Below are 25,811 nucleotides of genomic sequence, written 5' to 3' on the forward strand. Positions count from 1 at the left end.
CCCCGGGCGATCTCAGCCCACGATCGGAATGCGTTTCGTGGCGATCCGGTGGATGAACCGGGCGGCGGTGCGGGCGGTGCGGTTGTCGATGTCGAACGACGGATTGAGCTCGGCGACATCGACAACCGCGAGCTTTCCGCTGGCGGCGACCGCGTCGCACACGAATTGAATCGTCTCCGCGGGCACCCCGTACGCTGCGGGAGCGCTCACTCCCGGCGCGACCGCGGCGGGGAGGACGTCGAGGTCGATGGTGAGGTAGACGAGATCGACGTCCGACAGGAACTCGCTGACGAACACGGCCACCCGGTGCCGGTCGGAGACCGAGCACTCGTCGTCCAGGAGGTACCGGACGTCGTACCCGCGTGCGGTGTCGAACAGCGCGGTGGTGTTGCTGGGCTGGCTGATGCCGAGCACGGAGTATTGCAGGGTGGTGCCCGCCGCGTGTTCCCGTTCGAGGATCTGCCGGAACGGTGTGCCCGAACTCGGCACCGGATCGGACCGCAGGTCGAAGTGCGCGTCCAGGTTCAGGATCCCGACCCGTTTGCGCGGGGTCCGGACCGCCGCCTGCGCCAGACCGAGGTACGTCCCGAACGCCACCTCGTGGCCGCCGCCGAGGACCACCGGGAACTGGCCGGCGTCGAGCGTCGCGGCAACCACCGCGCCCAGCGCCTCCTGCCCGGCTTCGAGGCGATTGTCGGTGACCGCGACGGTGCCGGCGTCATACGCGCGGAGCGGCTCGGCGAGGGCCATCGACGACAGCGCGCTCCGCAGCGCGTCCGGACCGCGGGACGCCCCGCGGCGACCCTTGTTCCGTTCCACGCCCTCGTCGCTGGAGAATCCGATGAACACGCAGGCGCCCGGCTCGGCGCCGTCCCGGAGCGGGGTCACCGCCTGGTGCCAGCGGAGGTGGTGACTCGACGTGCCGTCCATCCTGCCGACCCAAGGGGGTGGCGGTATCAACAGGTTCTCCATCATCGCAATGCCCTCGCTTTCTCGTGACCGACGTGCGCGGACCAGGCGAGTTCGCCGCCCCGCCACACATCGCTGACCAGGGGGACGCCGGGCCGGTAGGCCAGGTGCAGGTACGACGGCGCGTCGAGGGCGAGGGCATCGGCCCGCGCTCCGGGACGCAGGACCCCGACGTCGGCACGTTGCAGCGCGCGGGCGCCGCCCGCCGTCGCCGCCCAGATCGCTTCGTCCGGGGTCATGTGCATGTCCCGCACCGCGATCGCGATGCAGAACGGCAGGCTGGTGGTGTAGCTGGTGCCGGGGTTGCAGTCCGCGCCCAGCGCGACCGTGACCCCGGCGTCGAGCAGGGCCCGGGCGTCGGGGTACTTGTTGCGGGTCGAGAAATCCGCGCCGGGCAGGAGGGTCGCCACCGTCGAACTCTGCGCCAGCGCGTCGATGTCGGCCTGCGTGGTGTAGCAGACGTGGTCGACGGACGCGGCGCCGAGTTCGACGGCGAGCTGGACTCCGGGCCCCTCGCGGAGCTGGTTGCCGTGGACGCGGGGGATCAGTCCCTTCGCCATTCCGGCGGTGAGCACGGCGTGCGCCTGATCGCGGTCGAACGCGCCGGTCTCGCAGAACACGTCGATCCATTTCGCCTGCGGTGCACAGGCATCGATCATCTCCGAGCACACCATGGCGACGTAGTCGTCGGCGCGGCCCGCGTACTCCGGCGGCGGAACGTGAGCGGCGAGCAGCGTCACCTCGTCGGTGAGGGACGCCGCAATCCGCGTGCTGCGCAGTTCGTGCGCGACCGTCTGCCCGTAGCCGGTCTTGCACTCCACCGTGGTGCTGCCCGACCGCAGCGACTCGTCCAGCAGTCGCCGCGTGTTCGCCTGCAGTTCTTCGTCGGTGGCGTTCCGCGTCGCCTCGATCGTGTTGCGGATGCCACCCGCCGCGTACGGCTGCCCGGCCATGCGGGCGGCGAATTCCTCCGCGCGTTCCCCGCCGAACACCAGGTGCGAGTGGCTTTCGACGAAGCCCGGCAGCACCGCCCGGCCGTCGAGGTCGTGCCCGACGTCCGCGGCGGGCGCCGCATCGGTGCTGCCGACCCAGGCCACCACGCCGCCGTCGAAGACGACGGCGGCGTCGCGGATCAGCCCGAGCGGACCTTCCCCCACTGTCGGGTCGTTGGTCACCAGGGTGCCGATGCCGGTCAGCGCTGTGGAGCGGGAGGTGTTCGCTGTCACTGCTGTTCCTTCCAGTGGTTCGAAGATTCGGTCGCTCGGGCGGATGGTCATCCCTCGGACATCGGCACGCGGACGCCGCGCTCGCGGGCGACGTCGGCGGCGTGGTCGTAGCCGGCGTCGACGTGCCGGATGACGCCCATGCCGGGGTCGTTGGTCAGGACCCGCTCCAACTTCTCCGCGGCCAGGTCGGTGCCGTCCGCGATGCACACCTGACCGGCGTGGATGGACCGGCCCATGCCGACCCCGCCGCCCTGGTGGATGGACACCCACGACGCGCCCGACGCGGTGTTGACGAGCGCGTTGAGCAGCGGCCAGTCGGCGATCGCGTCGGAGCCGTCGAGCATCGACTCGGTCTCACGGTACGGCGACGCGACGGATCCGGAATCGAGGTGATCGCGACCGATGGCGACGGGCGCCGACAGCTCACCGGACGCCACCATCTCGTTGAACTTCAGGCCGGCCTTGTGCCGTTCGCCGTAGCCGAGCCAGCAGATCCGGGCCGGCAGACCCTCGAACGCCACCTTTTCGCCTGCCATCGTGATCCAGCGCTTGAGGTGCTCGTTCTCGGGGAACAGTTCGAGGATCGCCTTGTCGGTGGCCTCGATGTCCTTCGGGTCGCCCGACAGCGCGGCCCAGCGGAACGGGCCGAGGCCCTCCTCGAACAGCGGACGGATGTAGGCCGGCACGAATCCGGGGAAGTCGAACGCGCGGTTGTAGCCGGCCTTGCGGGCCTCGTCACGGATGGAGTTGCCGTAGTCGAACACCTCGGCGCCCTTGTCGAGGAAGCCGACCATCGCGGCGACGTGGCGGGCCATCGACGCGCGGGAGTCCTCGGTGAACTTCACCGGGTCCTTGTCGGCCATCGCTTTCATGTCGGCGAAGTCGATGCCGAGCGGCAGGTACGACAGCGGGTCGTGTGCCGACGTCTGGTCGGTGACGATGTCGATGGGGGCGTTCATGGCCAGCAGTTCGGGGAAGATCTCGGCGGCGTTGCCCTCGAGCCCGATGGACAGCGGACGCTTCGCGTCGCGGGCCTCGATCGCCAGACGCAGGGCGTCGTGGATGTCGGTGGCCTTGGTGTCGAGGTACTTGTGCGCGATCCGGCGGTCGATGCGGGTGACGTCGCAGTCGACGCAGATCGCGACGCCGTCGTTCATCGTCACGGCGAGGGGCTGGGCGCCGCCCATGCCGCCGAGGCCCGCGGTCAGGGTGATGGTGCCGGCGAGCGAGCCGCCGAAGCGCTTCCGGCCGACCGCGCCGAACGTCTCGTACGTGCCCTGCAGGATGCCCTGCGTGCCGATGTAGATCCACGACCCGGCCGTCATCTGCCCGTACATGATCAGTCCGAGGGCGTCGAGCTTGCGGAACTCCTCCCAGTTGGCCCAGTCGCCCACCAGGTTCGAGTTCGCGAGCAGGACGCGGGGCGCCCACTCGCTGGTGCGGAACACACCGACCGGCTTGCCGGACTGCACCAGCATCGTCTCGTCCGACTTCAGGGTCTTCAGCGTGCGGACCATCGCGTCGAACGCTTCCCAGCTGCGCGCGGCCTTGCCGGTGCCGCCGTAGACGACGAGCGAGTCGGGGTGCTCGGCGACCTCGGGGTCGAGGTTGTTCATCAGCATGCGCAGGGCGCCTTCTTGCTGCCAGCCGAGGGTCGTCAGTTCGGTGCCGCGGGGCGCCGACACGTGGCGGGGTCCGGAAACCGGAGGCGTCGTGGTGGTCATGTCGTGTACTCCTTGATGGTCGAACGAGAGAGGTGGAAGAGTTTGGGGGTCAGCGTGATTCACTGTCGTGTGTCAGCCATGGCGGTGTGTTCCGGGTAGATCATGGCCGGGGGCGGGTTGCTGCTGCGCCGTGCGAGCGGGTAGTAGATCGCGGCGGTGAAGACGATGCCGACGATCCAGGAGATGTCCGCGCCGCCCAGCATGTCCGTCACCGGGCCGGTGTAGAGCTTCTGCGCGAGGAACGGGATCTGCGCGACGACGCCGATGGCGTAGCAGCTCATCGCGGTCTTGTTCCAGCGGCCGTAGCGGCCCGCCGGGTCGTACAGGGCCGGGATGTCCACGCGCTCCTTGGAGATGAGGTAGTAGTCGATCAGGTTGATGGCGCTCCAGGGCGTGAAGACCATCAGCAGCACGAGGACGAAGTTCTTGAAGTTGTTGAGGAAGTCGGCGCTGGCACCGATCGCGATCAGCATCGACACCGCGACGAACCCGATGATGTACAGGGTGCGGGCCCGGGACGAGATGCGCGACTGCCCGTTGAACGCGGTCACGGTGGTGAGGATCGACATGAATCCGCCGTACGCGTTGAGGCAGTTGACGGTGAGCTTCCCGACCAGGATCACCAGGTAGATCATCAGGGCGATGACGGCGGGTCCGGCGAGTTCGCCGATGAAGCCGACCTGGTCGCTGAGGAACGCGTCGCCGGCGACGGCGGCGACGAGCGCGCCCAGCGTCATCGACCACTGCGAGCCGATCACGCTGCCCGCGAACGTCGACCAGAAGGTCTTCCGCTCGCTCGTCGAGCGCGGCAGGTAGCGGGAGTAGTCCGCGACGTACGGTCCGAACGTCAACTGCCAGCCGGCTCCGAGCGAGATCGCGAGGAGGAACGTGACGATGTCGAAGCCCTTGATCCCGACGAACGCGGCCACGTCGTACTCGGCGAACAAGCGGATCAGCAGGTAGGTGAAGCCGATGATGCCGACGACGGTCGCGACCTTGCCGACCACGTGGATGAGCTTGTACCCGGTCACCGCCACGAACGCGGTCATCGCGCCGAAGATGAGGATGCCGACGGTGGCGTTGTCGATGTGGAGGATCTCGTTCACGGCCTGACCGGCGAGGACGCTGCCGGTCGCGGCGAAGCCAAGATACATCAGGACGACCAGGACGAGCGGGAGCACGGCGCCGAGGACGCCGAACTGGGCCCGGCTCGAGATCATCTGCGGCAGGCCGAGGCGCGGTCCCTGAGCGGAGTGCAACGCCATGACGGCACCGCCGAAGACGTTGCCGATCAGCAGGCCCACGATTGCCCACAGCGCGTCCGCGCCGAAGACGACTGCCAGGGCGCCGTCCACGATCGCGGTGATCTGCATGTTGGCGCCGAACCAGAGCGTGAACTGGCTGCGCGGAGATCCGTGGCGCTCGTCGTCCGGAACGACGTCGATGGTGCGACGCTCCGGCGCGAGGCTGATCTCGGGAGGTCCCTCGTGTGTCATAGGCCTGTTCTCTCTGTGACGAGTCCGGCAGCTTCTGGTCGGTCCCGGGTGCTCTGTCCCATGTCCTGAATCCAGTGTGCTCTGACTCACGTTTTTTATCGCCTTAGATGTATAGTCCTGTATAGACAACCCCCTGTCAAGCGTTCTCCAAGGACCCAGCCGAGAAGCGTGCCGGCCCGCCACTGCACCAGCCGGGAGTCCCGATGCTCCCGACGGAAGGTACTGACATGAGAGTAATTTCGACGTCCTCACATCCGCTCGAGCGTGATGAGCAGCTGTTTTCCGACCAGGAGGCGCGCGAGCGCTTCCTCGACCTCTACCTCCGCACCGCAGGTCACCCTTACGCCGACAACGCGGATCCCGAGGCACGTGATCGGATCGCGAACACACATCTCGAGACGGGACGGCACCGGATCCCCGGGACCGCGGTCGTGCGCGGAGTCGACGCCGCGGACCCCAGCGGGATCGGACCCGCCGTGCAGATCGTCACCGACGACATGGCGCTGCTCGTCGAATCGGTACTCCTCACCGCGGCCAGGGTCGGCGCCCCCATCGAGGAGGCACTGCACCCGGTCGTCGCCGCCCGCCGCACGGAGTCGGGCACCCTCACCGACGTGCGTCCGGCCACCGAACCGGGGACGGCGGAGTCCTGGATCCACGTGGGACTTCGCTCCGACACCGGCGAGACGGTCGTCGCCGCACTCGTCGAATCCCTGACCGCCGTCCTCGCCGACGTGCGCCGGGTCAACACGGACCTGGCGCGCATGCGCGAACTCCAGACCCAGGTGTCCGGGCAACTCGACGCGCAGGCAGGCCAGGACGCGCTGTCCGAAGAACTCCGGGAGGCCGCCGACTTCCTGCGGTGGTGCGAAGTGGGCAACTTCACCGTCCTCGGATACGCGCGGTACGACGCCGACGGCGCACCCCGGGAAGGTCTCGGTGTTCTCCACGACCGGGAGGGCGACCGTGCACCGGCCACCGATGCCGGTCCCGTCCTCGCGATCGGGCAGGCGGCGCTTCCGGTGTCCGTGCACCGTTCGTCGTATCCGTCCTTCGTCGGTGTCCGGGCCGCAGGGGAGGAGCACCGCTTCGTCGGCGTGTTCACGCCCGCGGGCAGGCACGAGAACGTCCTGGACATCCCGGGTGCGGGCCGCCGGGTGCGGGCCCTGCTCGACCGCGCCGGCTTCGACATCGATTCCTTCTCCGGACAGGCCGTGCTGCAGGTCGTGCAGGCGCTGCCGCTGACCGAGTTGTTCGCAGCGAGCCCGGACTCGCTGCATTCGGCCCTCACCGAGGTCGCCGGCATCACCGCGCGCGAACACATCCACCTCTTCCTGCGCACGGACGTCCCCGGCGACAGCATGTCGGCGCTGGTGTTCATCCCTCGCGACCGGTACAACACGCGGACGCGCCTGGTGGCCCAGCAGGTCCTCCTGGACGAGTTGAACGGCACCGCTGTCGAATACACCACGAACGTGTCCGAGTACCCGCTGGCGATGGTGCATTTCACGATGCGCGTTCCTTCGGACACCGAGGTGACGGACACGCGGCGACTGGACATTCAGCGCCGGATCGCCCGGGCCTGCCGGACCTGGGAAGACCGATTCCGCACGGGCGGCGACGACGAACTCGGCGCCGCGTTCGAACGCGAACTCCTCGCGCACTATTCGGAGAACTTCCCCGCGGTGTACAAGCACGACTTCGACGCCCGGCGCGCACGGACGGACGTCGCGGTGTTCGAGACACTGACGGACGGCGCGATCGAGACGCGACTCGACACGCAGGCCGCCGACTGGCGTTTCACCTTCTTCGTCGGCGGCGCCCCCGCCTCGCTCAGCGACGTGCTGCCGATCCTGCAGAGCATGGGCGTCGCGGTCCTCGACGAGCGCCCGTACACGGTCGCGAACAGCCGCGGAACCGTGTGCTGGATGTACGAATTCGGGATTCGCCACACAGCGGCCGGGCCGGTGGACGACGCACTGCCGCACCGCTTCACGGAGACGTTCGCCGCGGCCTGGGAATCCCGTGCGGAGACCGACAGTTTCAACGAACTCGTACTCCGGGCGGGCCTGGATTGGCGGGAGGTGGAGGTGCTGCGGGCGTACGCGCGTTACCTCCGGCAGGGCGGGTTCCCGTACAGCCAGAACCACATCGCGACGGTCCTCGGGGATCACCCGGAGATCTCGCAGGCGCTGATCCGGTTGTTCGCCGCGAGGTTCGATCCGGACGCCGCGGAGGAGTCCGGCGAACTGGTCGGCTCGCTGGAAACGGCGATCGGCGACGTGCTCGGCCTCGACGCCGACCGCATCCTGCGCGCCTACCTCAACGTGGTCCTCGCGACCCTGCGCACCAACCGCTACGTTCGTACGGGCCGGGAACGGGAGGTCCTGTCGTTCAAATTCGATCCGCAGCGGATCCCCGAATTGCCGCAGCCGCGGCCCCGCTTCGAGATCTACGTGTACTCGCCGTGGGTCGAGGGTGTGCACATGCGGTTCGGCGCCGTCGCGCGAGGCGGCCTGCGGTGGTCCGACCGCAAGGAGGATTTCCGCACCGAGGTGCTCGGCCTGGTGAAGGCGCAGGCAGTGAAGAACTCGGTGATCGTGCCCGTCGGCGCGAAGGGCGGGTTCGTCGTCACGCGCCCACCGGCACCCACCGGCGACCCGGCGCGGGATCGGGACGCGCAGCGCGCCGAGGGTGTGCGCTGCTACCGCAGCTTCATCAGCGGACTGCTCGACGTCACCGACAACGTGGACCTCGCGAGCGGCGCCGTGATCCCGGCGCCCCGGGTGGTGCGGCACGACGGCGACGACACCTACCTCGTCGTCGCCGCGGACAAGGGCACCGCGACGTTCTCTGACATCGCGAACGACGTTGCGGCGCAGTACGGGTTCTGGCTCGGTGACGCATTCGCGTCCGGCGGATCCGTCGGCTACGACCACAAGGCGCTCGGCATCACCGCCCGCGGCGCGTGGGAGAGCGTGAAACGGCACTTCCGGGAGATGGGGGTCGACACCCAGTCGGAGGAGTTCACCGCCGTCGGGATCGGCGACATGAGCGGCGACGTGTTCGGCAACGGAATGCTGGCCAGCCCGCACATCCGGCTCGTCGCCGCGTTCGATCACCGGCACGTGTTCCTCGACCCGAACCCCGACGCGGCCACCTCCTTCGCGGAACGGGAACGCCTGTTCGCGATGCCGCGGTCGTCGTGGGCGGACTATGCGCCCGACCTGATCAGCGCGGGCGGCGGTGTGTGGGAACGGTCGAGGAAGAGCGTTCCGGTCAGCGAGGAGGCGCGGCGCGCGCTCGGGCTGGCGCCCGGGACCACCGAACTGTCGCCACCCGACCTGGTTCGCGCGATCCTGCGGGCGCCGGTGGACCTGCTGTGGAACGGCGGGATCGGGACGTACGTGAAGGCGGGCGCCGAAACCCACCTCGACGTGGGGGACAAGGGCAACGACGGCGTGCGGGTGGACGGCGCCGACGTCCGGGCGCGGGTGATCGGTGAGGGCGGTAACCTCGGCCTCACCCAGCTGGGACGCATCGAATTCTCCCGCAACGGCGGGCGGATCAACACGGACGCTCTCGACAACTCGGCGGGTGTGGACTGCTCCGACCACGAGGTCAACATCAAGGTCCTGCTCGACGCCCTGGTCAGCGGCGGCCGTCTCGCCGCCGAGGACCGCGCGGGTCTGCTCGCCGAGATGTCCGGGGAGGTGTCGCGTCTCGTGCTGTCCGACAACGTCGCCCAGAACGACGTGCTCGGCACGAGCCGGGCCGACGCCGCCGCGTCCCTCGCGGTGCACGGACGGCTCATCGGCCACCTGGAGGGCCGCTACGGTCTGGACCGCGCCATCGAGGTGCTGCCGTCCCGAAAGGAGATCGCCGCCCGGGAACGCGCGGAGGCGGGACTCACCTCGCCGGAACTCGCGACGCTCATGGCGCACGTCAAACTGGCGCTGAAATCGGACCTGCTCGCCGGCGACCTGCCCGACAGCCCGGCGTTCGCGGACGCCCTCGCCGGATACTTCCCGCGCAGACTCCGGGAATCGTTCGGCGACGCCATCGGCGAACACCCGCTGCGCCGGGAGATCGTCGCGACGGTCCTCACCAACGACGTCGTCGACAACGGCGGCATCACGTACGCCTTCCGGCTGGGGGAGGAGGCCGGTGCGAGTGGCGCCGACGCCGTGCGCGCGTTCGCGGTGGTCTCGGAGGTGTTCGACCTGCCGTCGCTGCGCCGCGACATCCGGGACGCCGACCTCGACGCCGCGCTCTCGGACGAGTTGACGCTGTTCACCCGGCGGCTGCTCGACCGGGCGTCGCGGTGGATGCTCACCCGCAGGCCCCAGCCGCTGGCGGTCGGGGCGGAGATCAGCCGATTCCGTGACCGGGTCGCGGACCTGACACCGCACGTCGCGGGCTGGCTGTGCGGCGAGGACGCGGAGAGTCTCCGCAGTCGCACGGCGGCGCTGGTGGCCCGCGGTGTCCCCGCCGACCTGGCCGGGCGCGTCCAACTGCTGCTCGACCGGTTCGCGCTGCTCGACATCGTCGAGATCGCCGACATCACCCAACGCGACCCCCGCGAGGTGGCCGAGGTGTACTACCGGCTCGGCGAGTGCCTCGGCCTGGTTCACCTCCTGGTCGGGGTCTCGCAGCTGGGACGGGGTACGCGGTGGAACGCGCTGGCCCGGTTGTCCTTGCGCGACGAGTTGTACGACACGGTGCGGGCCCTGTGCCTCGACGTGATCGCGGGCAGCGAAGTCGCGGACACGGCGGAACAGAAGATCGGGGAGTGGGAGGACCGCAACGCCGCCCGGCTGGCGCGGGCCCGCCACACGCTCGACGCCGTCACGGAATCGGGTGAGCACGACCTGGCCGCCCTGTCCGTCGCGACCAGGCAACTCCGCAGCATGGTGAGGTGACGTCGGGCGCACCGCGCGATTGCGGCTTACCCGTGCAGTCGGCCGATAGACTGCAGACGGCCGACTGCACGGGAAGTTCGTCGGTGCCGCAGAGGAATGGGTGTCAGTGGTAGAGATCGCAGTAGTCGACGCGGAGCTTGCTGCGTTGTACAACGGACCGGGGACGGAGTCGGCCCCGGCGTACGAACGCGTCAAGCACCTGATCGTGTCGCAGATCAACGCCGGCCGCTGGCAGGAGGGCGATCAACTGCCCTCGGAGAATCAGCTCGTCGGCGCTCTGGGGCTGTCCCGCATGACCATCAACCGCGCGCTGCGCGAACTCAGCGCCGAGGGCCTCGTGGTGCGCCTGATGGGGGTGGGCACGTTCGTGGCGGCCACGAAGACGGCGTCGCCGCTGTTCGAGGTCAAGAACATCGCGGACGAGATCCAGCAACGCGGACACCGCCACCGAACCGAAGTGGTGTACGTGCGCGAGGAAGACGCCGATCCGGCCAACGCCTTCATCCGGGATTCGATCCGCGGCAAGGTGTTCCACTCCCTGATGATCCACTACGAGGACGACACACCGATCCAGCTCGAAGACCGGTTCGTCAATCCCGCCGAGGCGCCCGGCTATCTCGATCAGGACTTCACCCAGCAGACGCCCAATCACTATCTGAGCGTGGAAGCCCCGCTGACGAGGGGTGAGCACGTCGTCGAGGCGATCCTCGGATCGCCCGAGGAATGCCGGCTCCTCCACATCGAGCGTTCCGAACCCTGCCTGCTGATCCGACGCCGCACCTGGTCGTCCCGAGGACTCGTCAGCGCCGCGCGTCTCGTCCATCCCGGTTCGCGGAACCGGCTCGAAGGGACGTTCGGGACGGGCTGATCGGTTCGGGCCACGCGAGGCGTCCGTCGCGGATGCTCGCGATCGTCGTTGCGATCCAGTCCAGCTCCGCCCGTGCCTCGTGGAGTGCGTAATCCGCCTCGACGACGAACAGGGCAGGCACTCCGTCGCCGAGCGCGCGGGTGAGCTTGGTGTGGTCGGATTCGATTCTCGCGGTAAGTCGTTGGGCGCGTTCGGTGAGCGCGTCGACGGCGCCCTCGCGTCCCAGCGCGCCGAGATAGCTGATCGCGGCGAAGAACGGTGAGAATTCCCTTGCGGCGCTGCGGATCTGGATGTCCAGTCGGCTCACCAATTCCGCGCGCCCGGCGTCGGTGAGGGCGTAGACGGTGCGGACGGGCCGACCCTCCCGCTGCGCACGTTCGTGTTCCTCGATCCAGCCCGCCGCCGCGAGGGCGGCGATCACGTTGTTCAGTGAACCGCGGTTGAGCGGCCACTGACCGTCCTCGCTGCGCTCACGCAGCGTGACCTCCACCTGGTAGGGGTGCATCGGCGATTCGAGGAGCAGGCCCAGCACCGGCAGAACGAGCGGATTGTCGAGGACGCGTCCGGGCATGATCGAAATATACCAGTCTAAATAAACTAGGACGAAGCACGCGGTTCGGGCGCCACGACCTCGCCTTTGTCACGATTGGGTCACGGCCCGCTACGGTGGACCGTTGACCACGACGCCGATCATGAAAGAACAAATTCTTGTTACAGAGTGAATCGAAGTTCAGGGATTATCGTCTCCATGCCGTCGCGCTCCTCGTGGGCGTCCTCTCCGTGGGGGTGGTGGCCTACCGAGAGTTCGATGCGGCAACGGGCTACCTGATGGACCTCTCCGTGTTCCGCGACGCCGGCCACGCCTTCGTCGGCGGGCTGCCGCTCTACTCCGCGGACTTCCCGAGCAGTTCCGGGTTCAGGTTCATCTACGCACCCTTCGCGGCGATCCTCTTCGCGCCGATGGCCGAGATCGACCCCGCGGTCCTGCAGGCGCTGTGGTGCGCCCTCAACCTCGGGCTCGTGTGGTGGATGGTCAAGGTGGCGCTGTCGAAACTCGACGTCGGCCGCCCCGAACTTCTCGCTCTGCTGTCGATGGGCCCGGTACTGCTCCTCGAACCGATGCGCTCGAACTTCGACTTCGGTCAGATCAACATCATCCTGATGGCGCTCGTGGTCGCCGACTGCACCGGAGTAATCCCGAAGAGGTTCCGCGGAATCGCGATCGGCCTCGCCGCCGCAATCAAGATCACCCCCGCAGCCTTCCTGCTCGTCCTGTTCGTCCGCCGCGACTTCCGCTCGATCGGACGGTCGCTCGCCACGATCCTCGTCACCGTCGGACTCGGTTTCTGGCTGCTGCCGCAGTCGTCGGTGTGGTTCTGGACCACCGAATTCTTCGCCACCGGACGTGCGGGCGCGCCCGACTTCTTCCGCAACCAGGCCGTCACCGGCGTCATCGCCCGGCTCGGGGCGGAGGGCAGGCTCGCCAGCGTCCTCTGGGTGCTCAGCGCGGCCGTCATCGTCTCCGCCGCCGCATGGTCGGCGTACCGGTTCACCCGGTCGGGTGAACACCTGATCGCGCTGTCTGTCGTGGCCCTGGCATCGCTGCTCGCGGCACCGTTCGCCGTCACCCACCACTGGGCGTACAGCATCCTGCTGATTCCGATCCTGATCGCACCGCAGTACCGCAGCTGGCGGCCGGTGGTCGGCGCCGCAACGCTGATCTTCCTGATCGGCCCCAACTTCGTGCTGCAGTCGTCCTCGTCCGGCTGGGTGGAGGCCGCCGTCCGTGAGGTGATCGGCAGCTCGCAGTGCCTCGTCGCCCTGGTCTTGCTCGGCGCCGCGGTCGTGGCCGCGCGGTCCCGCACCCCGCTCCCGGACGTCGAGACCGACGCGGTGCCCGCCGACGAAGGCGCTCTGGAGCCCGCCCGCAGCTGACAACCCGCTTTTCCGCCGGGCGAATGTACCTTCGGGCGCCTCGGCAGCGCCGAGGGGTACATTCGCCCCAGCGCCGAGGAGCCGCGCCGAGGGCGGGGCGGCGCTATCGTCGAGTCATGTGCCGAAACATCACCGAGCTGCGCGGACTCGAACCGGCGGCCACCGCGGAGGAGATCGAGGCGGCGGCGCGTCAATATGTCCGGAAGGTCAGCGGAATCCAGAAGCTCTCCGACGCCAACCGTGAACCGTTCGAGGAGGCGGTTGCCGTCGTCACCGAGGCCACCACGAAGCTCCTCGCGGCACTGCCGGCGCGCAAGCAGCCCCCGCAGACCGTGCCCCCGCTGCGACGGCCGGAGGTCCGGGCGCGCATCGCGGCGAAGGCCGCGTCCTCCAGCTGAGCGCGGCGAAGGCCGCCACTTCCTAGCCGGACGAACGGGACGCTCGTTGCGTCAGATCCAACGAGCGTCCCGTTCGTCCGGTCTCAGGCGCGCAGGGCGCCGAGTGCGTCGATGCGTTTGATCGCGTCGGCGACGATGCCGTCGATGAGGTCCTTGCACGTGGGCAGGTCGTCGAGCAGTCCGACGACCTGACCGGAGGCGAGGACGCCGGCGTGGGTGTTGCCGTCGACGAGCCCGGCCTTGAGCAGCATCGGGGTGTTGGCGGCCATGATGATCTGCTGCCAGGTGCGGTCGCCGGACTTCTTCATGGCGAGACCGTCCTTGACGAGCGTCGACCATTTCATGCCGGTCATGGCCTTGAATTTCGACGCGTTGCGGGCGGCGGCGACCAGCCCGCGCACATTGCCGGAGTGTTCGAGGCTGTCGACGAGTTCGGTGTTGAGGACCCGGTGGGGCATGCCGTCGACCTTGCGGGAGACCGTGGTGTCCTGCAGTCCGCGGGCGAGGTATTCCTGTTTGACCGAGTCGGGGACCGTCGATTCCTGGGTGAGCAGGAAGCGGGTGCCCATCGCGACGCCGGCGGCGCCGTACGCGAGGGCGGCGGCGAGCCCGCGGCCGTCGTAGAAGCCGCCCGCCGCGACGACGGGGATGTCGACGGCGTCGAGCACCGACGGCAGCAGCAGGGTGGTGGCGACGGGGCCGGTGTGACCGCCGCCCTCGCCGCCCTGCACGATCACCGCGTCGGCGCCCCACGACGCCACCTTCTTGGCGTGTTTCGCGGCGCCGATCGACGGAATGACCACCACCCCTGCGGCTTTCAGCTTCGCGATCAGTTCCTGCTTGGGGGCCAGTGCGAACGACGCGACGCGCACGTTCTCCCGGATGAGCAGGTCGATGCGTTGCGGGGCGTCGGTGGCGTCGGCGCGGATGTTCACCCCGAACGGCTTGTCGGTGAGCGTCTTCGTCTTCGTGATCGCGGCGGCGAGTTCGTCGTACGTCATCGTGGCCGACGCGAGGATGCCGAGACCGCCGGCGTTGGCGGTGCCCGCGACGAGGCGCGGTCCCGCGACCCAGCCCATTCCGGTCTGCACGACCGGGTGCTGCACACCGACCAGGTCGGTCAGTGCGGTGCGGAGCGTGCTCATACCGACACCTCCCGGTCGCGCAGGGTGCGGGGGTCGAGGACCTCGCGGATCAGCCGCAGTTCTTCTTCGGTGGGTTCGCGGGTCACGCCGGCGTCGGCCAGCCCTGCCACCTCGAACGAGGTGTTCTCGGCGACCTGTTCGGCGGTGACGCCGGGGTGCAGCGACAGCGCCCGGAACGTGTGTCCGGGTCCGCCGAAGTCGAACACCCCGAGGTTGGTCACCACCCGGTGCAGGTGGTGGAACCGGTAGGCCGGATTGTCGGGGTCGATCCGGTCGTAGCCGACGCCGGAGACGATGTCGACCTGGTCGCAGAACACCCGCGACGTGTGCTTGCCCACCCAGTAGCTGGTGGGGTGGTTGATCGTGTTGCCGGGCGCGCCGCGGACGCCGAACATCTGCCGGGTCGGCTGCTGCAGCGGGCCGAATGCCGACAGGTTCTGGTTGCCGTGCCGGTCGATCTGGTTGGCGCCCATCACCACGTGGCGGCGACCGGACGCGACGACGCCGAATACCTTCCGGAACGGCATCCAGCCCTCGACCGGTGCCTTCGCACCGACGGCGGGGGTGTCGGCGAAGATCAGTGCTTCGCCGTCGGTGATGAGCAGGTCGGGTTCGGTGGTCAGTCGCGCGAGCCGGGCACCGATCAGCGGCAGCGTCGCCATCGGGCTGGCCATGATCTCGCCTGCGCCGGAAAAGATCTCGGCGCACGCGATCGCGCAGTACTCGGCGCGGGTGACGCCGGTGGTGGTCTCGGTCATGCCTGGGACTCCTCTGCAAATCGCTTCACGGCCGCCTGGTAGTCGTCCTCACTGCCGGACAGGTAGGTGTCGACGAACTGCTGCCATCCCTCGGGGGTCTTCGCCGCTTCGGCGTAGTGGCGCTGGAACTTCTCGTCGCGGCCGTAGCTGTCGCCTGCAAGGGTGAAGTGGGCGCCGTTCGGCGCCTCGACGACGCCGTCGACCATCATGCGGTTGAGGATCAGATTCTGCAGCGGTACGGTTTTCACCAGCTCCTCGGTCTCCACCACGCGTTCGACGGAGACGAACCGCTTCTCGGCGGCCGCGCAGTACAGGTCGTCGAAATAGGGGTCGACGCCGGTGTAGGCGGCGTTGCCGTGCTTGTCGCCCAGGTTCAGATGCACCAGTGCCGCATCGAGATTCAGGGCCGGCATCGCAATCAGCGTCTCCGACCGGCCGGACGCGTCGGGGTAGGGGGAGGTGACGGTGCGCAGTTCGTCGCCCCAGAAGTTCCGGACGTCGGAGCCGAGTCCGGCGCGGATCGGCAGGAACGGCAGCCGGGCGGCGGCGGCCTCGAGTCCGCACTTGACCATGCCCTCGTCCATTTCGCGGACCTCGATCTCGCCGCCGGTGCGCGCCTTCGCGAACCACGGGTCGTAGAACGGGGCCGAATCGAGGGACACGAACCCGTAGTACGCCTTCTTCACCTTGCCCGCCGAGCAGAGCAGCCCCAGGTCGGGGCCGCCGTAGGTGACGACGGTGAGGTCGGTGACGTCCGAGCGCAGCAGCGCCCGGACCAGCGCCATCGGCTTACGGCGCGAACCCCAGCCGCCGAGGCCGATGGTCATCCCGCTGCGCAGTTCCCCGACCGCGTCGTCGAGCGACATCCTCTTGTCGCGCTTGCTCGCCATCGATGTCAGCCTTTCCTGTTGTTCGAGTTGGAGCGGGGCTTGCCGGTTTCAACGAACTCGTCGCGGTGCTCGTCCGCGACGCCTGCCAGGTTGAGTTCGAAGGTGTAGCCCTGCTCGAGGCGGTAACTGGTCTTCACGTCGACGGGGTCGATGCCGTTGATCGCCTCCTTGGCGCAGCGGATGACCCGGGTGTCCTTGGCCGCGATCTTGGCGGCGATGTCGCGGGCGGTGTCGTCGAGTTTCTCGCGCGGCACCACCTCGTACACCGACCCGAAATGCTGGAGTTGCTGGGCGGTGACGTTCTGCGCCGTGTAGTACAGGGTGCGCATCATGTGCTGCGGGACGAGCCGGGCGAGATGGGTTGCGGCGCCGAGCGCCCCGCGGTCGACCTCGGGGAGACCGAAGACGGCGTCGTCGGATGCCACGATCACGTCGGCGTTGCCGACCAGCCCGATGCCGCCGCCGACGCAGAACCCGTTGACCGCGACCACCACGGGCACGGCGCAGTCGTAGACGGCGGCGAACGCGGCCGCGCAGCCCCGGTTGGCGTCGACCAGCGCGCCGTACCCCTCGGTGGCCTGCATTTCCTTGATGTCGACGCCGGCGTTGAACCCGCGTCCCTCGGCTCGCAGGATCACCACGTGGGTGTCCGGGTTCCGGCCCGCGTCGAGCACGGCGTCGGCCAACTCGAACCAGCCCCGGGAGGGGATGGCATTCACGGGCGGGTAGTCGACGGTGACCGTGGTGATGCCCCCCGGATCTGTCTCGCTCCGAATTCCCACTGTTTTCTCCTCGTCAGATCCGCACTTCACGCACCAAGCAATTGCTTGGTAGGGTAGCACGATGGAAACAGGTTCCAACATGACCGGAAGTGTCGTGCTCGTGACCGGCGGAGTTCGCGGGGTGGGCGCGGGCATCAGCCGCACCTTCCTGCGGGCGGGTGCGACGGTGGTCGCCTGCGCTCGCCGACCGGGCGACGACCCCGTGGAGGTGGACGGACGCGCCGCCGAATTCCTGCCGTGCGACATCCGCGACCCGGAGCAGGTGCAGGGTCTCGTCGACCGGATCGTCGAGCGCCACGGCCGCCTCGACGTCCTGGTCAACAATGCCGGCGGGGCGCCGTTCGCCCTCGCGGCGGACGCGAGCCCGACGTTTCACTCGAAGATCGTCGAGCTGAACCTCCTTGCCCCGCTGCTCGTCTCGCAGGTCGCGAATGCTCAGATGCAGACCCAGGATTCGGGTGGCGCGATCGTCAACATCTCCAGCGTCAGCGGGTCGCGGCCCTCGCCCGGCACCGCGGCGTACGGGGCGGCGAAGGCGGGCGTCGACAGCCTGACCACCAGCCTGGCGGTCGAGTGGGCGCCGAAGGTGCGGGTCAACTCGGTGGTCGTCGGCCTGGTCCGCACCGAACTCGCGCACCTGCACTACGGGGACGAGGCGGGGATCGCGGCGGTCGGGAACACGGTCCCGCTGGGCCGGATGGCCTGCCCCGAGGACGTCGGCAACTGCGCGGTGTTCCTGGCTTCACCGTTGGCGGCGTACGTCAGCGGTTCGACACTGACCGTCCACGGCGGCGGGGAACGTCCCGCCTTCCTGGCGGCAGCTACAGCATCTACATCAGCTACAGCATCTACAGAGGAGAAGGCATGAGTGGAGTGGTCGACGGTCGCGTCGTCATCGTGACGGGCGCCGGGCGCGGAATCGGACGCGCCCATGCGCTGGCGTTCGCCGCCGAGGGGGCGAAGGTCGTGGTCAACGACATCGGGGCCGGACTCGACGGTTCCGCGACCGGGGAGAGTCCCGCCGAGCAGGTGGTCGCGGAGATCGTGGCCGCGGGCGGCGAGGCCGTCGTCAACGGCGACGACGTCGCGGACTGGGCCGGGGCCGAGAACCTGATCCGGACGGCGATCGACACGTACGGGCGGCTCGAAGTGCTGGTGAACAATGCCGGATTCCTGCGCGACCGCATGCTCGTCGGGATGAGCGAGCAGGAGTGGGACGCCGTCGTGCGCGTGCATCTCAAGGGGCATTTCGCGACGCTGCGGCACGCCGCCGCGTACTGGCGGGCCGAGGCCAAGGCGGGCAATCCGGTGGACGCCCGGATCGTCAACACCAGTTCCGGTGCCGGACTGCAGGGCTCGATCGGGCAGGGCAACTATGCCGCCGCGAAGGCGGGGATCGCGGAGCTGACCATCCAGGCGGCCGCGGAGTTGAAGAACTACGGCGTCACCGTCAACGCGATCGCGCCCGCCGCCCGAACCCGGATGACGGTCGGCGCGGGCGGCGCGATGGCCGAGGCGATGGCCGCGCCCGAGGAGGGCTTCGACGCGATGGCGCCGGAGAACATCTCCCCGCTCGTCGTGTGGCTGGGCAGTGTGGACTCGAAGGACGTGAGTGGGCGGGTGTTCGAGGTCGAGGGAGGCAAGATCACCGTCGCCGAGGGCTGGCGGCACGGCCCGGCCCAGGACAAGGGCGCGCGCTGGGAGCCGAAGGAGATCGGGCCCGTCGTCGCGGACCTGCTCGCGAAGGCGGAGGACCCGGTCCCGGTCTACGGCGCCTGAGCAGGTGAGTGGCGATGTGTGCTGGGGGACGCATTGCCACTCACCTGGGCGGGACGAACGGGACGCCCGTTGCCTCAGATCGAACGAGCGTCCCGTTCGTCCGGCCGCGCGGAGAACTGGAGAGTTGTTTGGACACATTGATAAACAGGTGTCCAGAAGTTAGTGTGCTTGAAGGAAAAGGCTCTCGGCCAAGGAGAATTCGTGAAATTCGGCATTACGTTGTTTACGAGTGACCGCGGGATCGGGCCGGCCTCCGCTGCGAGGGGTGCAGAGGTCAACGGATTCGACTCGTTCTACGTGCCCGAGCACACGCACATTCCGGTGAAACGCGATGCGGCGCATCCTCAGACGGGAGACGCGTCGCTGCCCGACGACCGGTACATGCGCACCCTCGACCCGTGGGTGGCCCTCGCCACGGCGGCTGCGGTCACGGAGCGGATCGAACTGGGCACGTCGGTGGCGCTGCCCGTCGAGCACGATCCGATCACGCTGGCCAAGACGATCGCCTCGCTCGACCACCTCAGCGGCGGGCGGGTGATCCTCGGCGTGGGGTACGGGTGGAATCTGGACGAGCTCACCGACCACAACGTCCCGCCGGGCCGGCGGCGGACGATGCTGCGGGAGTACCTCGGGGCGATGCGTGCGTTGTGGACGCAGGACGAGGCGTCCTACGACGGCGAGTTCGTGAGCTTCGGTCCGAGCTGGGCGTGGCCCAAGCCGGTGCGGGTGCCTCCGGTGGTCGTCGGCGCCGCCGGCAACGACAAGAACTTCAAGTGGATCGTGAAATCCGCCGACGGCTGGATGACCACCCCGATCGAGCAGGACATCGACGACCGCGTCGCCGCGCTGCGACGGATGTGGCGGGAGGCCGGCAGGGACGGCGAACCGCGGATCGTCGTGCTCGACGGCAAACCGGACGTGGACAAGTTGCGCCGGTGGAAGGACCTCGGCGTCACCGAGGTCGTGTACGGGGTGCCCGACCGCAGCGAGGAGGAGGTCCTCGCCTACCTCGGACGCCTGGCGGGAAAACTCGAGGGATTGCGCGAGTCGACCGCGGTGGGGTGAGTGAGTGCGGTTGGATGGAACGAGGACACACCCCGAGTAGGAACGTGTTCTAGTATTGCTTGCCAGTTGCTCGAGGAGAGGCCGAAGTCCGTGCGCATCGCACTCTTGTCGTACCGAAGCAAGCCCCACTGCGGTGGGCAGGGTGTGTACGTCCGCCATCTCAGCCGTGAGCTGGTCGAACTCGGCCATCAGGTGGAGGTGTTCTCGGGCCAGCCGTACCCGGACGTCGACCCCCGGGTGACGCTGACGAAGGTCCCCAGCCTCGATCTGTACCGCGAGCCGGATCCGTTCAGAACGCCGCATCCCCGCGAGTTCCGCGACGCCGTCGACGTGCTCGAGGTCGCGACCATGTGGACGGCCGGTTTCCCGGAGCCGCTCACGTTCAGCCTCCGCGCCGCGCGACTGCTGAAGGAGCGGGCCGACGAGTTCGACGTGGTGCACGACAACCAGTGCCTCGGCTACGGGCTGCTGCAACTCCAGAAGGCCGGGCTCCCCGTCGTCGCCACCATCCACCACCCGATCACCCGCGACCGCGAGCTGGACCTGGCGTCGGCGAAGTGGTGGCGCAAGCTGACGGTCCGCCGCTGGTACGGCTTCCTGCGCATGCAGAAACGGGTGGCGCGCGCCATCCCCGCGCTGCTGACGGTGTCGCAGTCGTCCGCCGACGACATCGGTGCCGCGTTCGACGTTCCCGCCGCGAACCTGCGGACCGTCCCGCTGGGGGTGGACACCGAGGTGTTCCGGCTCCCGTCCGCCGCGCGGGTGCCGGGCCGCATCGTGTGCGTCGCCAGCGCCGACATGCCACTCAAGGGGGTGTCGACGCTCCTCGAAGCGGTCGCGAAGGTGCACACCGAGCGCGCCGTCGAACTGGTGCTGGTCACCAAGCTGGCACCCGGCGGAGTCACGGAGAAGCTCATCGAGGAATTGGCCATCGGTGACGTCGTCCGGACGGTGTCGGGCATCGACGACGCCGAACTGGCCGCGCTGCTGGCGTCCGCCGACGTCGCGTGCGTGCCGTCGCTGTACGAAGGCTTCTCGCTGCCTGCCGTCGAGGCGATGGCGTGCGGTACCCCACTGGTCGCGAGCCGCGCAGGCGCCATTCCCGAGGTGGTGGGAACGGATGAGGAGGCGGGTGTGCTCGTGACGCCCGGCGACCCGCAGGAACTCGCGGACGTGCTGGGTGCGTTGCTCGACGACCCGCAGCGCCGCGCCCGGCTCGGCGACGGTGGCCGCCGTCGCGTCCTCGAGCGCTACAGCTGGGCCGCCGTGGCCGCGAGAACCGCGCAGACCTATGCCGAAGCGATAGCGCAGACCCGTGAAGGAGGCCGACCGTGCTGACCGTGGACTTCGACCGGCTGGGTGTGAAGCCCGGCGACAAGGTGATCGACATCGGGGCGGGCGCCGGACGGCACTCGTTCGAGCTGTATCGACGCGGCGCCGACGTCATCGCCTTCGACCAGAACGCCGACGAACTCGCGGACGTCGAGAAGATGTTCGTGGCGATGGCCGAGGTCGGTGAGGTCCCCGCAGGCGCGTCGGCTCGGGTGGAGGTCGGCGACGCGCTGAACCTCCCGTACGAGGATGCGACGTTCGACGTCGTCCTCATCTCCGAGGTCCTCGAACACGTGCCCCGCGACGGCCGTGCCATCGCCGAACTGACCCGCATCCTCAAGCCGGGTGGTGTTGCGGCGGTGACGGTTCCGCGGTGGCTGCCGGAGAAGATCTGCTGGGCGCTGTCCGACGCGTACCACGAGGTGGAGGGCGGTCACGTCCGCATCTACCGCGCCGACGAACTGGCAGAGAAGCTCACCGCCGCCGGGCTGGAGGTGCGGGGCCGGGACCACGCGCATGCCCTGCATTCCCCGTACTGGTGGCTCAAGTGCGCGGTCGGGGTGGAGAACAACGACAATCCCCTCGCGAAGGCGTACCACCAGGTTCTGGTGTGGGACATGATGAAAGCCCCCTGGCTCACCCGGACCGCCGAGAAGGTCCTCAACCCGGTGGTCGGCAAGAGCGTCGTGTTCTACCTCGAGAAGCCGAGGGAACCGAGCGTGGTGAAGGCGCCGCGGTGAGAGCCGCCGGCGTCCCGTCGGTGCCGAACGTGCTGTCGGAGAGCCAGGTCCGGCTGACGGCACGGTCGATCGCGGCAGCGCAGGAGTCGTCGGGGGCGCTGCCGTGGTTTGCCGGTGGGCACACCGACCCGTGGGATCACGTCGAATCCGCCATGGCGCTCACCGCGGCCGGCCTGATCGAGGAGGCGGAGGGCGCGTACGAGTGGTCGCGGCGGACGCAACGCCCGGACGGGTCGTGGCCCATGAAGTTCCGCGACGGAACCGTGGAGAATCACGATTCCGACAGCAACTTCTGCGCGTACCTCGCGGTGGGGGTGTGGCACCACTACCTGATCACCGGTGACCGCAATTTCGTCGACACCCTGTGGCCGTCGGTGCAGGGCGGTCTCGATCTCGTCGTCGACATGCAGTCGTCGAGCGGCGAAATCTGGTGGGCCCGCGGTCAGAACGGTCAGGACTGCCCCGAGGCGCTGCTGACGGGGAACTCCAGCATTCATCACAGCCTGCACTGCGGGCTGCTCCTCGCCCGGCTGGTCGACGACCCGCAGCCGGAATGGGAGTTCGCGAAATACACGCTGGGCCATGCGATCAGGCAGCACCCGGAGTCGTTCGCGATCAAGGACGAGTACTCCATGGACTGGTACTACCCGATCCTCGGGGGCGCCGTCCGCGGTGAGGCCGCGTCGGATCGCATCGATTCGCGGTGGGACGACTTCGTGGTCGAGGGACTCGGCATCCGCTGCGTGGACCACCGGCCGTGGGTGACCGGCGCCGAAACGTGCGAACTGGTGCTGGCGCTCGACGCGATGGGGGAGCACGCCCGCGCGCTCGCGCAATTCACCGCCATGCAGCACCTGCGGGATCCGGACGGCTCGTACTGGACCGGCCTCGTCTACAGCGACGGCAAGCGGTGGCCGGTCGAGCAGACCACGTGGACGGGCGGGGCGATGATCCTCGCTGCGGACGCGTTGTCCCGCACCACGCCCGGACACGGAATCTTCCGGGACGCGGCGCTGCCCGTGGGACTACCGATCGGTCTCGACCGCTGCGGCGACTACTGTCACGCCAGCGGTTCGCCGGTCTGACCGCCCACCCGCTCGAGAACGCGCAGCGACCCGGTGACGGACGTCTCCTTGAATTGCCCTGTCGCCAGGGCACGTTCGTAGATCTCGAACGGCGGCCGACCACCGTCCGCGGGGTCCGGAAACACGTCGTGGATCACCAGGGCGCTGCCCACGTTCACCCACGGCGCCCACCCCTCGAGATCCGCCGACGCCGCCTCCGACGTGTGGCCGCCGTCGATGAACACGAAGTCGACGGGGGTGCGCCAGAACGTCGCCACCGTCGACGACCGGCCCAGCACCGCCACCACGTACTCCTCGAGCCCCGAATCCGCCATCGTGTGCCGGAACCGGCCGACTGTGTCGAGCAGACCGGTGTGCGGGTCGACGAACGCCGGTTCGTGATACTCCCAGCCCGGCTGGTGCTCCTCGGAACCGTGATGGTGATCGACGGTGACGACGCGGGCGCCGCGCGCCCTGGCCGCCGCCCCGAGGTAGATCGTGGAGCGGCCGCAGTACGTGCCGATCTCGACGCCCAGCCCACCGGGAGTCAGGTACTGCATCGCGGCCTCGTGCAGGGCCGTCCCCTCGTCCTCCGGCATGAAGCCGGGGACGGAGTCGGCGAGTCGAAGTAGCTCTGGTGTCAGATGTTCGGTGCTCATGTGGCCTCTGCGTCCGGGGCGGCCGCTCTGGCCGCTTTCTTCCGCTTGTGTAGCACCCCGCCGATCATCGCGTCGAGTTTCGTCCCCAACGGCCAGCCCACGTAGTGGCACAGGAACAGGGCGATCTCCCGGAGTTGGTCCTCGTCCAGCTCCTCGTTGTGCAGGGCCGCCCCCACCTGGATCTCGGCGACGTCGACGAGTCCCTGCGCGGTGAGCGCCCCGAGGAGCAGAAGCCGGCGGTCGCGGATGCTCAGCCCGGGCCGCGACCAGATGTCGGCGAACAGGTGGTCGGCGGTCACGGCGAAATGCGCGCCGGGCCCGTCCTGCATCTCGAACCCGTAGACCTGCTCCATCATGGCCAGGCCACGGGTGCGGGTGTCGTCGGTCATGGTTGCTCCTCCTTGTCCACGATCTTGTCCACGGTGCTGTCGACGCCGAGTCCCGGACCCAGGCCCGAGAGCGCGAGCCGGGCGAGCGGCAGCGCGACGTCGAGTCGTTCGGCGAGCCCGATCGCCAGCGACAGGTCCTTCTCCCCGAGGTCCCGGACGTGGGACATGATCGGGTACCAGTTGTCGTTCTCGTCGAGAGCGTCGGTGGTGTCGCGGAGCATGATCGCGCCCGCGCCACCGGTGATCGCGTCGGTGTGCCGCACCACCTTCCCGAGTTCGGTGATGTCGAGACCGGCGGCCTCGGCGAGCCGCTGCGCCTCAGCGGCGGCGGTGAACGAGACGAAGTGCAACAGGTTGCGGGCCAGCTTCATCCGCGTGCCCGCGCCCACGTCTCCGGCGTGCACGACCAGTTCGGCCCAGTGCCCGAACGGCTCCCGCACCTTCTCGAACGCGTCTTCGCTCGCTCCGACCATCACAGCCAGCTTCCCCTTGTACGCGCCGGGTGCGCCGCCGCTGACTGGCGCGTCGATCAGATCGACGCCGTGCGCGCGGCAACGGTCGGCCAACTCGACGGCGGTGACGTCGCTGATGGTGGAGTGCACCGCCACGACGGTGCCCGGCCGCGCGGCCTCGAGGATCTGGGTGACCACTGCGCGCACCTGCTCGTCGTTGAGCACGGTCACGGAGATGACGTCCGCGTTCTCTGCCACCTCCCGCGGACTCGACGTCACCTTCGCGCCCGCCTTGCCGAACGGTTCCAGCGCCTCCGGCCGGGTGTCGCACACGATGAGTCCGCCGGGCCGGGCCAGCAGCCGCTTGGCCATGGGCGCACCCATGTTGCCGAGGCCGATGTAGCCGACGGACACCTGCTCGGTCGTGGTCATGATCGGAAGATCTGTCCGCCATCGACGTTGAAGATCTGCCCGGTGATCCAGCTCGCCTCGTCGGACAACAGGAACAGGCAGGCGCCGACGAGGTCGTCGGGGGTGCCCATCCGCTTCAGTGGCAATGTCTTGACCATGTCTGCCACCATATTTCCCGGTGTCACGGTGCGGGTGGCTTCGGTATCGATCGGTCCGGGCGCGATGGCGTTGACCCGGATGTTCATGCCGCCCACCTCGTGGGCCAACTGCTGGGTGAGTCCGTTGATCCCGACTTTCGCGAGCCCGTAGAAGCCGGAGTACAGCCACGCCGCCGTCGACGACTGATTGACGATGGAGCCGCCCCCGCGCTCGTTCATCGCCGGCCACACGGCCCGCGTCACGTTGAGGGCGCCGTCGAAGTTCACGGCCATGAACTTCTTGTAGTAGTCCCACGGCACGGTGATCAGCAGGTCGAGTTTCATGGCGCCGTAGATCGCGGCGTTGTTCACCAGATGATCGATGCCGCCGAACTTCTCGACGGTGAACGCCGCGAGTTCCTGCGCCGAAGCCTCGTCGGCGACGTCGACGTCCTTGAACACCGCGGTCCCGCCGTCGGCGGCGATCTGCTTGGCCACGGTCTCGCCGAGTTCCGCGTTGAGGTCGGCCACCACCACGTTGGCGCCCTCGCGGGCAAGAGCACGCGCGTACCCCTCGCCGATGCCCTGTGCGGCGCCGGTGACGATGGCCGTCTTACCGTCGAAACGTCCCATATCGATTGACTCCCTGCATTATCGGGCCGGCTCGCCG

Annotated in this window: 23 protein-coding genes; 10 read left to right on the forward strand and 13 right to left on the reverse strand. The window is 68.8% G+C overall.

Features of this window, described 5'->3' with window-relative positions; genetic code table 11:
- Positions 1 to 12: 12 nt before the first annotated feature.
- From hutG to JWS14_RS25610, 4 genes are read right to left on the reverse strand one after another with little or no spacing between them, the layout of a single operon-like run.
- The gene (hutG, locus tag JWS14_RS25595) at positions 13 to 975 is read right to left on the reverse strand and encodes a formimidoylglutamase (protein ID WP_072938871.1); all 963 of its coding nucleotides are present in this window, start codon (positions 973 to 975) and stop codon (positions 13 to 15) included.
- On the reverse strand, positions 972 to 2,195 hold the full coding sequence (gene hutI / locus JWS14_RS25600) for an imidazolonepropionase (protein WP_124390169.1): 1,224 nt from the start codon (positions 2,193 to 2,195) through the stop codon (positions 972 to 974). Before hutI ends, hutG begins: the two co-directional genes overlap by 4 nt.
- Before the next feature lie 47 nt (positions 2,196 to 2,242).
- Positions 2,243 to 3,919, reverse strand: coding sequence for a urocanate hydratase (gene hutU, locus JWS14_RS25605; protein WP_072938868.1), 1,677 nt, complete (start codon positions 3,917 to 3,919; stop codon positions 2,243 to 2,245).
- Positions 3,920 to 3,978: 59 nt separating this feature from the next.
- Positions 3,979 to 5,415 carry a purine-cytosine permease family protein gene (locus JWS14_RS25610; protein ID WP_095863202.1) on the reverse strand — a complete coding sequence of 479 codons (1,437 nt, stop codon included), beginning with the start codon at positions 5,413 to 5,415 and terminating at the stop codon, positions 3,979 to 3,981.
- A gap of 227 nt (positions 5,416 to 5,642) precedes the next feature.
- Here JWS14_RS25610 and JWS14_RS25615 point away from each other — a divergent pair, with 227 nt between their 5' ends.
- Positions 5,643 to 10,337, forward strand: coding sequence for an NAD-glutamate dehydrogenase (locus JWS14_RS25615; RefSeq protein ID WP_206014708.1), 4,695 nt, complete (start codon positions 5,643 to 5,645; stop codon positions 10,335 to 10,337).
- A gap of 100 nt (positions 10,338 to 10,437) precedes the next feature.
- Positions 10,438 to 11,205 (forward strand): histidine utilization repressor, encoded by a 768-nt coding sequence (hutC, locus tag JWS14_RS25620; RefSeq protein ID WP_072938860.1) that lies wholly within the window; start codon positions 10,438 to 10,440, stop codon positions 11,203 to 11,205.
- Here the strand turns inward: hutC and JWS14_RS25625 are convergent.
- Positions 11,138 to 11,776 (reverse strand): PadR family transcriptional regulator, encoded by a 639-nt coding sequence (locus JWS14_RS25625; protein ID WP_206014709.1) that lies wholly within the window; start codon positions 11,774 to 11,776, stop codon positions 11,138 to 11,140. The genes hutC and JWS14_RS25625 overlap by 68 nt on opposite strands.
- Positions 11,777 to 11,913: 137 nt before the next feature.
- Between JWS14_RS25625 and JWS14_RS25630 the strand changes: the two genes are divergently transcribed.
- Both JWS14_RS25630 and JWS14_RS25635 read left to right on the forward strand, forming a co-directional pair.
- The gene (locus JWS14_RS25630; protein ID WP_206014710.1) at positions 11,914 to 13,140 is read left to right on the forward strand and encodes a glycosyltransferase family 87 protein; all 1,227 of its coding nucleotides are present in this window, start codon (positions 11,914 to 11,916) and stop codon (positions 13,138 to 13,140) included.
- Between the two features lie 116 nt (positions 13,141 to 13,256).
- Positions 13,257 to 13,538: a DUF2277 domain-containing protein gene (locus JWS14_RS25635; RefSeq protein WP_072938852.1), complete on the forward strand. Its 282-nt coding sequence runs from the start codon at positions 13,257 to 13,259 to the stop codon at positions 13,536 to 13,538.
- Positions 13,539 to 13,621: 83 nt separating this feature from the next.
- On the opposite strand, the gene ipdC is transcribed toward JWS14_RS25635, so the two are convergent.
- From ipdC to echA20, 4 genes are read right to left on the reverse strand one after another with little or no spacing between them, the layout of a single operon-like run.
- Complete coding sequence (ipdC, locus tag JWS14_RS25640; protein ID WP_206014711.1) at positions 13,622 to 14,683, reverse strand: (3aS,4S,5R,7aS)-5-hydroxy-7a-methyl-1-oxo-octahydro-1H-indene-4-carboxyl-CoA dehydrogenase; 1,062 nt, start codon at positions 14,681 to 14,683, stop codon at positions 13,622 to 13,624.
- Positions 14,680 to 15,441: a cholesterol ring-cleaving hydrolase subunit IpdB gene (ipdB, locus tag JWS14_RS25645; RefSeq protein ID WP_206014712.1), complete on the reverse strand. Its 762-nt coding sequence runs from the start codon at positions 15,439 to 15,441 to the stop codon at positions 14,680 to 14,682. The genes ipdC and ipdB overlap by 4 nt, the downstream gene beginning before the upstream one ends.
- Positions 15,438 to 16,331 carry a cholesterol ring-cleaving hydrolase subunit IpdA gene (gene ipdA, locus JWS14_RS25650; RefSeq protein WP_072938843.1) on the reverse strand — a complete coding sequence of 298 codons (894 nt, stop codon included), beginning with the start codon at positions 16,329 to 16,331 and terminating at the stop codon, positions 15,438 to 15,440. The genes ipdB and ipdA overlap by 4 nt, the downstream gene beginning before the upstream one ends.
- 5 nt (positions 16,332 to 16,336) lie before the next feature.
- Positions 16,337 to 17,113 carry a (7aS)-7a-methyl-1,5-dioxo-2,3,5,6,7,7a-hexahydro-1H-indene-carboxyl-CoA hydrolase gene (gene echA20 / locus JWS14_RS25655; protein ID WP_072938840.1) on the reverse strand — a complete coding sequence of 259 codons (777 nt, stop codon included), beginning with the start codon at positions 17,111 to 17,113 and terminating at the stop codon, positions 16,337 to 16,339.
- Between the two features lie 61 nt (positions 17,114 to 17,174).
- Here echA20 and JWS14_RS25660 point away from each other — a divergent pair, with 61 nt between their 5' ends.
- From JWS14_RS25660 to JWS14_RS25685, 6 genes are all read left to right on the forward strand, one after another.
- Complete coding sequence (locus tag JWS14_RS25660) at positions 17,175 to 17,981, forward strand: SDR family oxidoreductase (protein WP_206014713.1); 807 nt, start codon at positions 17,175 to 17,177, stop codon at positions 17,979 to 17,981.
- Positions 17,978 to 18,892, forward strand: a complete 915-nt coding sequence (locus JWS14_RS25665) for an SDR family oxidoreductase (RefSeq protein WP_206014714.1) — start codon at positions 17,978 to 17,980, stop codon at positions 18,890 to 18,892. Before JWS14_RS25660 ends, JWS14_RS25665 begins: the two co-directional genes overlap by 4 nt.
- Before the next feature lie 201 nt (positions 18,893 to 19,093).
- Positions 19,094 to 19,957, forward strand: a complete 864-nt coding sequence (locus JWS14_RS25670) for a TIGR03619 family F420-dependent LLM class oxidoreductase (protein ID WP_206014715.1) — start codon at positions 19,094 to 19,096, stop codon at positions 19,955 to 19,957.
- Positions 19,958 to 20,047: 90 nt separating this feature from the next.
- A complete protein-coding gene (locus JWS14_RS25675; protein WP_206014716.1) occupies positions 20,048 to 21,295 on the forward strand; it encodes a glycosyltransferase family 4 protein in 1,248 nt (415 codons plus the stop codon).
- Positions 21,289 to 22,029 (forward strand): class I SAM-dependent methyltransferase, encoded by a 741-nt coding sequence (locus JWS14_RS25680; RefSeq protein ID WP_011597010.1) that lies wholly within the window; start codon positions 21,289 to 21,291, stop codon positions 22,027 to 22,029. The genes JWS14_RS25675 and JWS14_RS25680 overlap by 7 nt, the downstream gene beginning before the upstream one ends.
- The gene (locus JWS14_RS25685; RefSeq protein WP_095863208.1) at positions 22,026 to 23,114 is read left to right on the forward strand and encodes a prenyltransferase; all 1,089 of its coding nucleotides are present in this window, start codon (positions 22,026 to 22,028) and stop codon (positions 23,112 to 23,114) included. Before JWS14_RS25680 ends, JWS14_RS25685 begins: the two co-directional genes overlap by 4 nt.
- On the opposite strand, the gene JWS14_RS25690 is transcribed toward JWS14_RS25685, so the two are convergent.
- The 4 genes from JWS14_RS25690 to JWS14_RS25705 are packed head-to-tail and all read right to left on the reverse strand — an operon-like array spanning position 23,090 to position 25,774.
- Entirely contained in the window at positions 23,090 to 23,752 is a 663-nt protein-coding gene (locus tag JWS14_RS25690; RefSeq protein ID WP_095863209.1) for a class I SAM-dependent methyltransferase, read from the reverse strand. The two genes, JWS14_RS25685 and JWS14_RS25690, sit on opposite strands and share 25 nt — an antisense overlap.
- Positions 23,749 to 24,141: a carboxymuconolactone decarboxylase family protein gene (locus JWS14_RS25695; protein ID WP_072938824.1), complete on the reverse strand. Its 393-nt coding sequence runs from the start codon at positions 24,139 to 24,141 to the stop codon at positions 23,749 to 23,751. The genes JWS14_RS25690 and JWS14_RS25695 overlap by 4 nt, the downstream gene beginning before the upstream one ends.
- A complete protein-coding gene (locus JWS14_RS25700; RefSeq protein ID WP_072938821.1) occupies positions 24,138 to 25,025 on the reverse strand; it encodes an NAD(P)-dependent oxidoreductase in 888 nt (295 codons plus the stop codon). The genes JWS14_RS25695 and JWS14_RS25700 overlap by 4 nt, the downstream gene beginning before the upstream one ends.
- Positions 25,022 to 25,774, reverse strand: coding sequence for an SDR family oxidoreductase (locus JWS14_RS25705; RefSeq protein WP_072938818.1), 753 nt, complete (start codon positions 25,772 to 25,774; stop codon positions 25,022 to 25,024). The genes JWS14_RS25700 and JWS14_RS25705 overlap by 4 nt, the downstream gene beginning before the upstream one ends.
- Positions 25,775 to 25,811 lie beyond the last annotated feature (37 nt).

It is taken from the genome of Rhodococcus koreensis (assembly GCF_017068375.1).
Classification (GTDB): Bacteria; Actinomycetota; Actinomycetes; order Mycobacteriales; family Mycobacteriaceae; genus Rhodococcus_F; species Rhodococcus_F koreensis.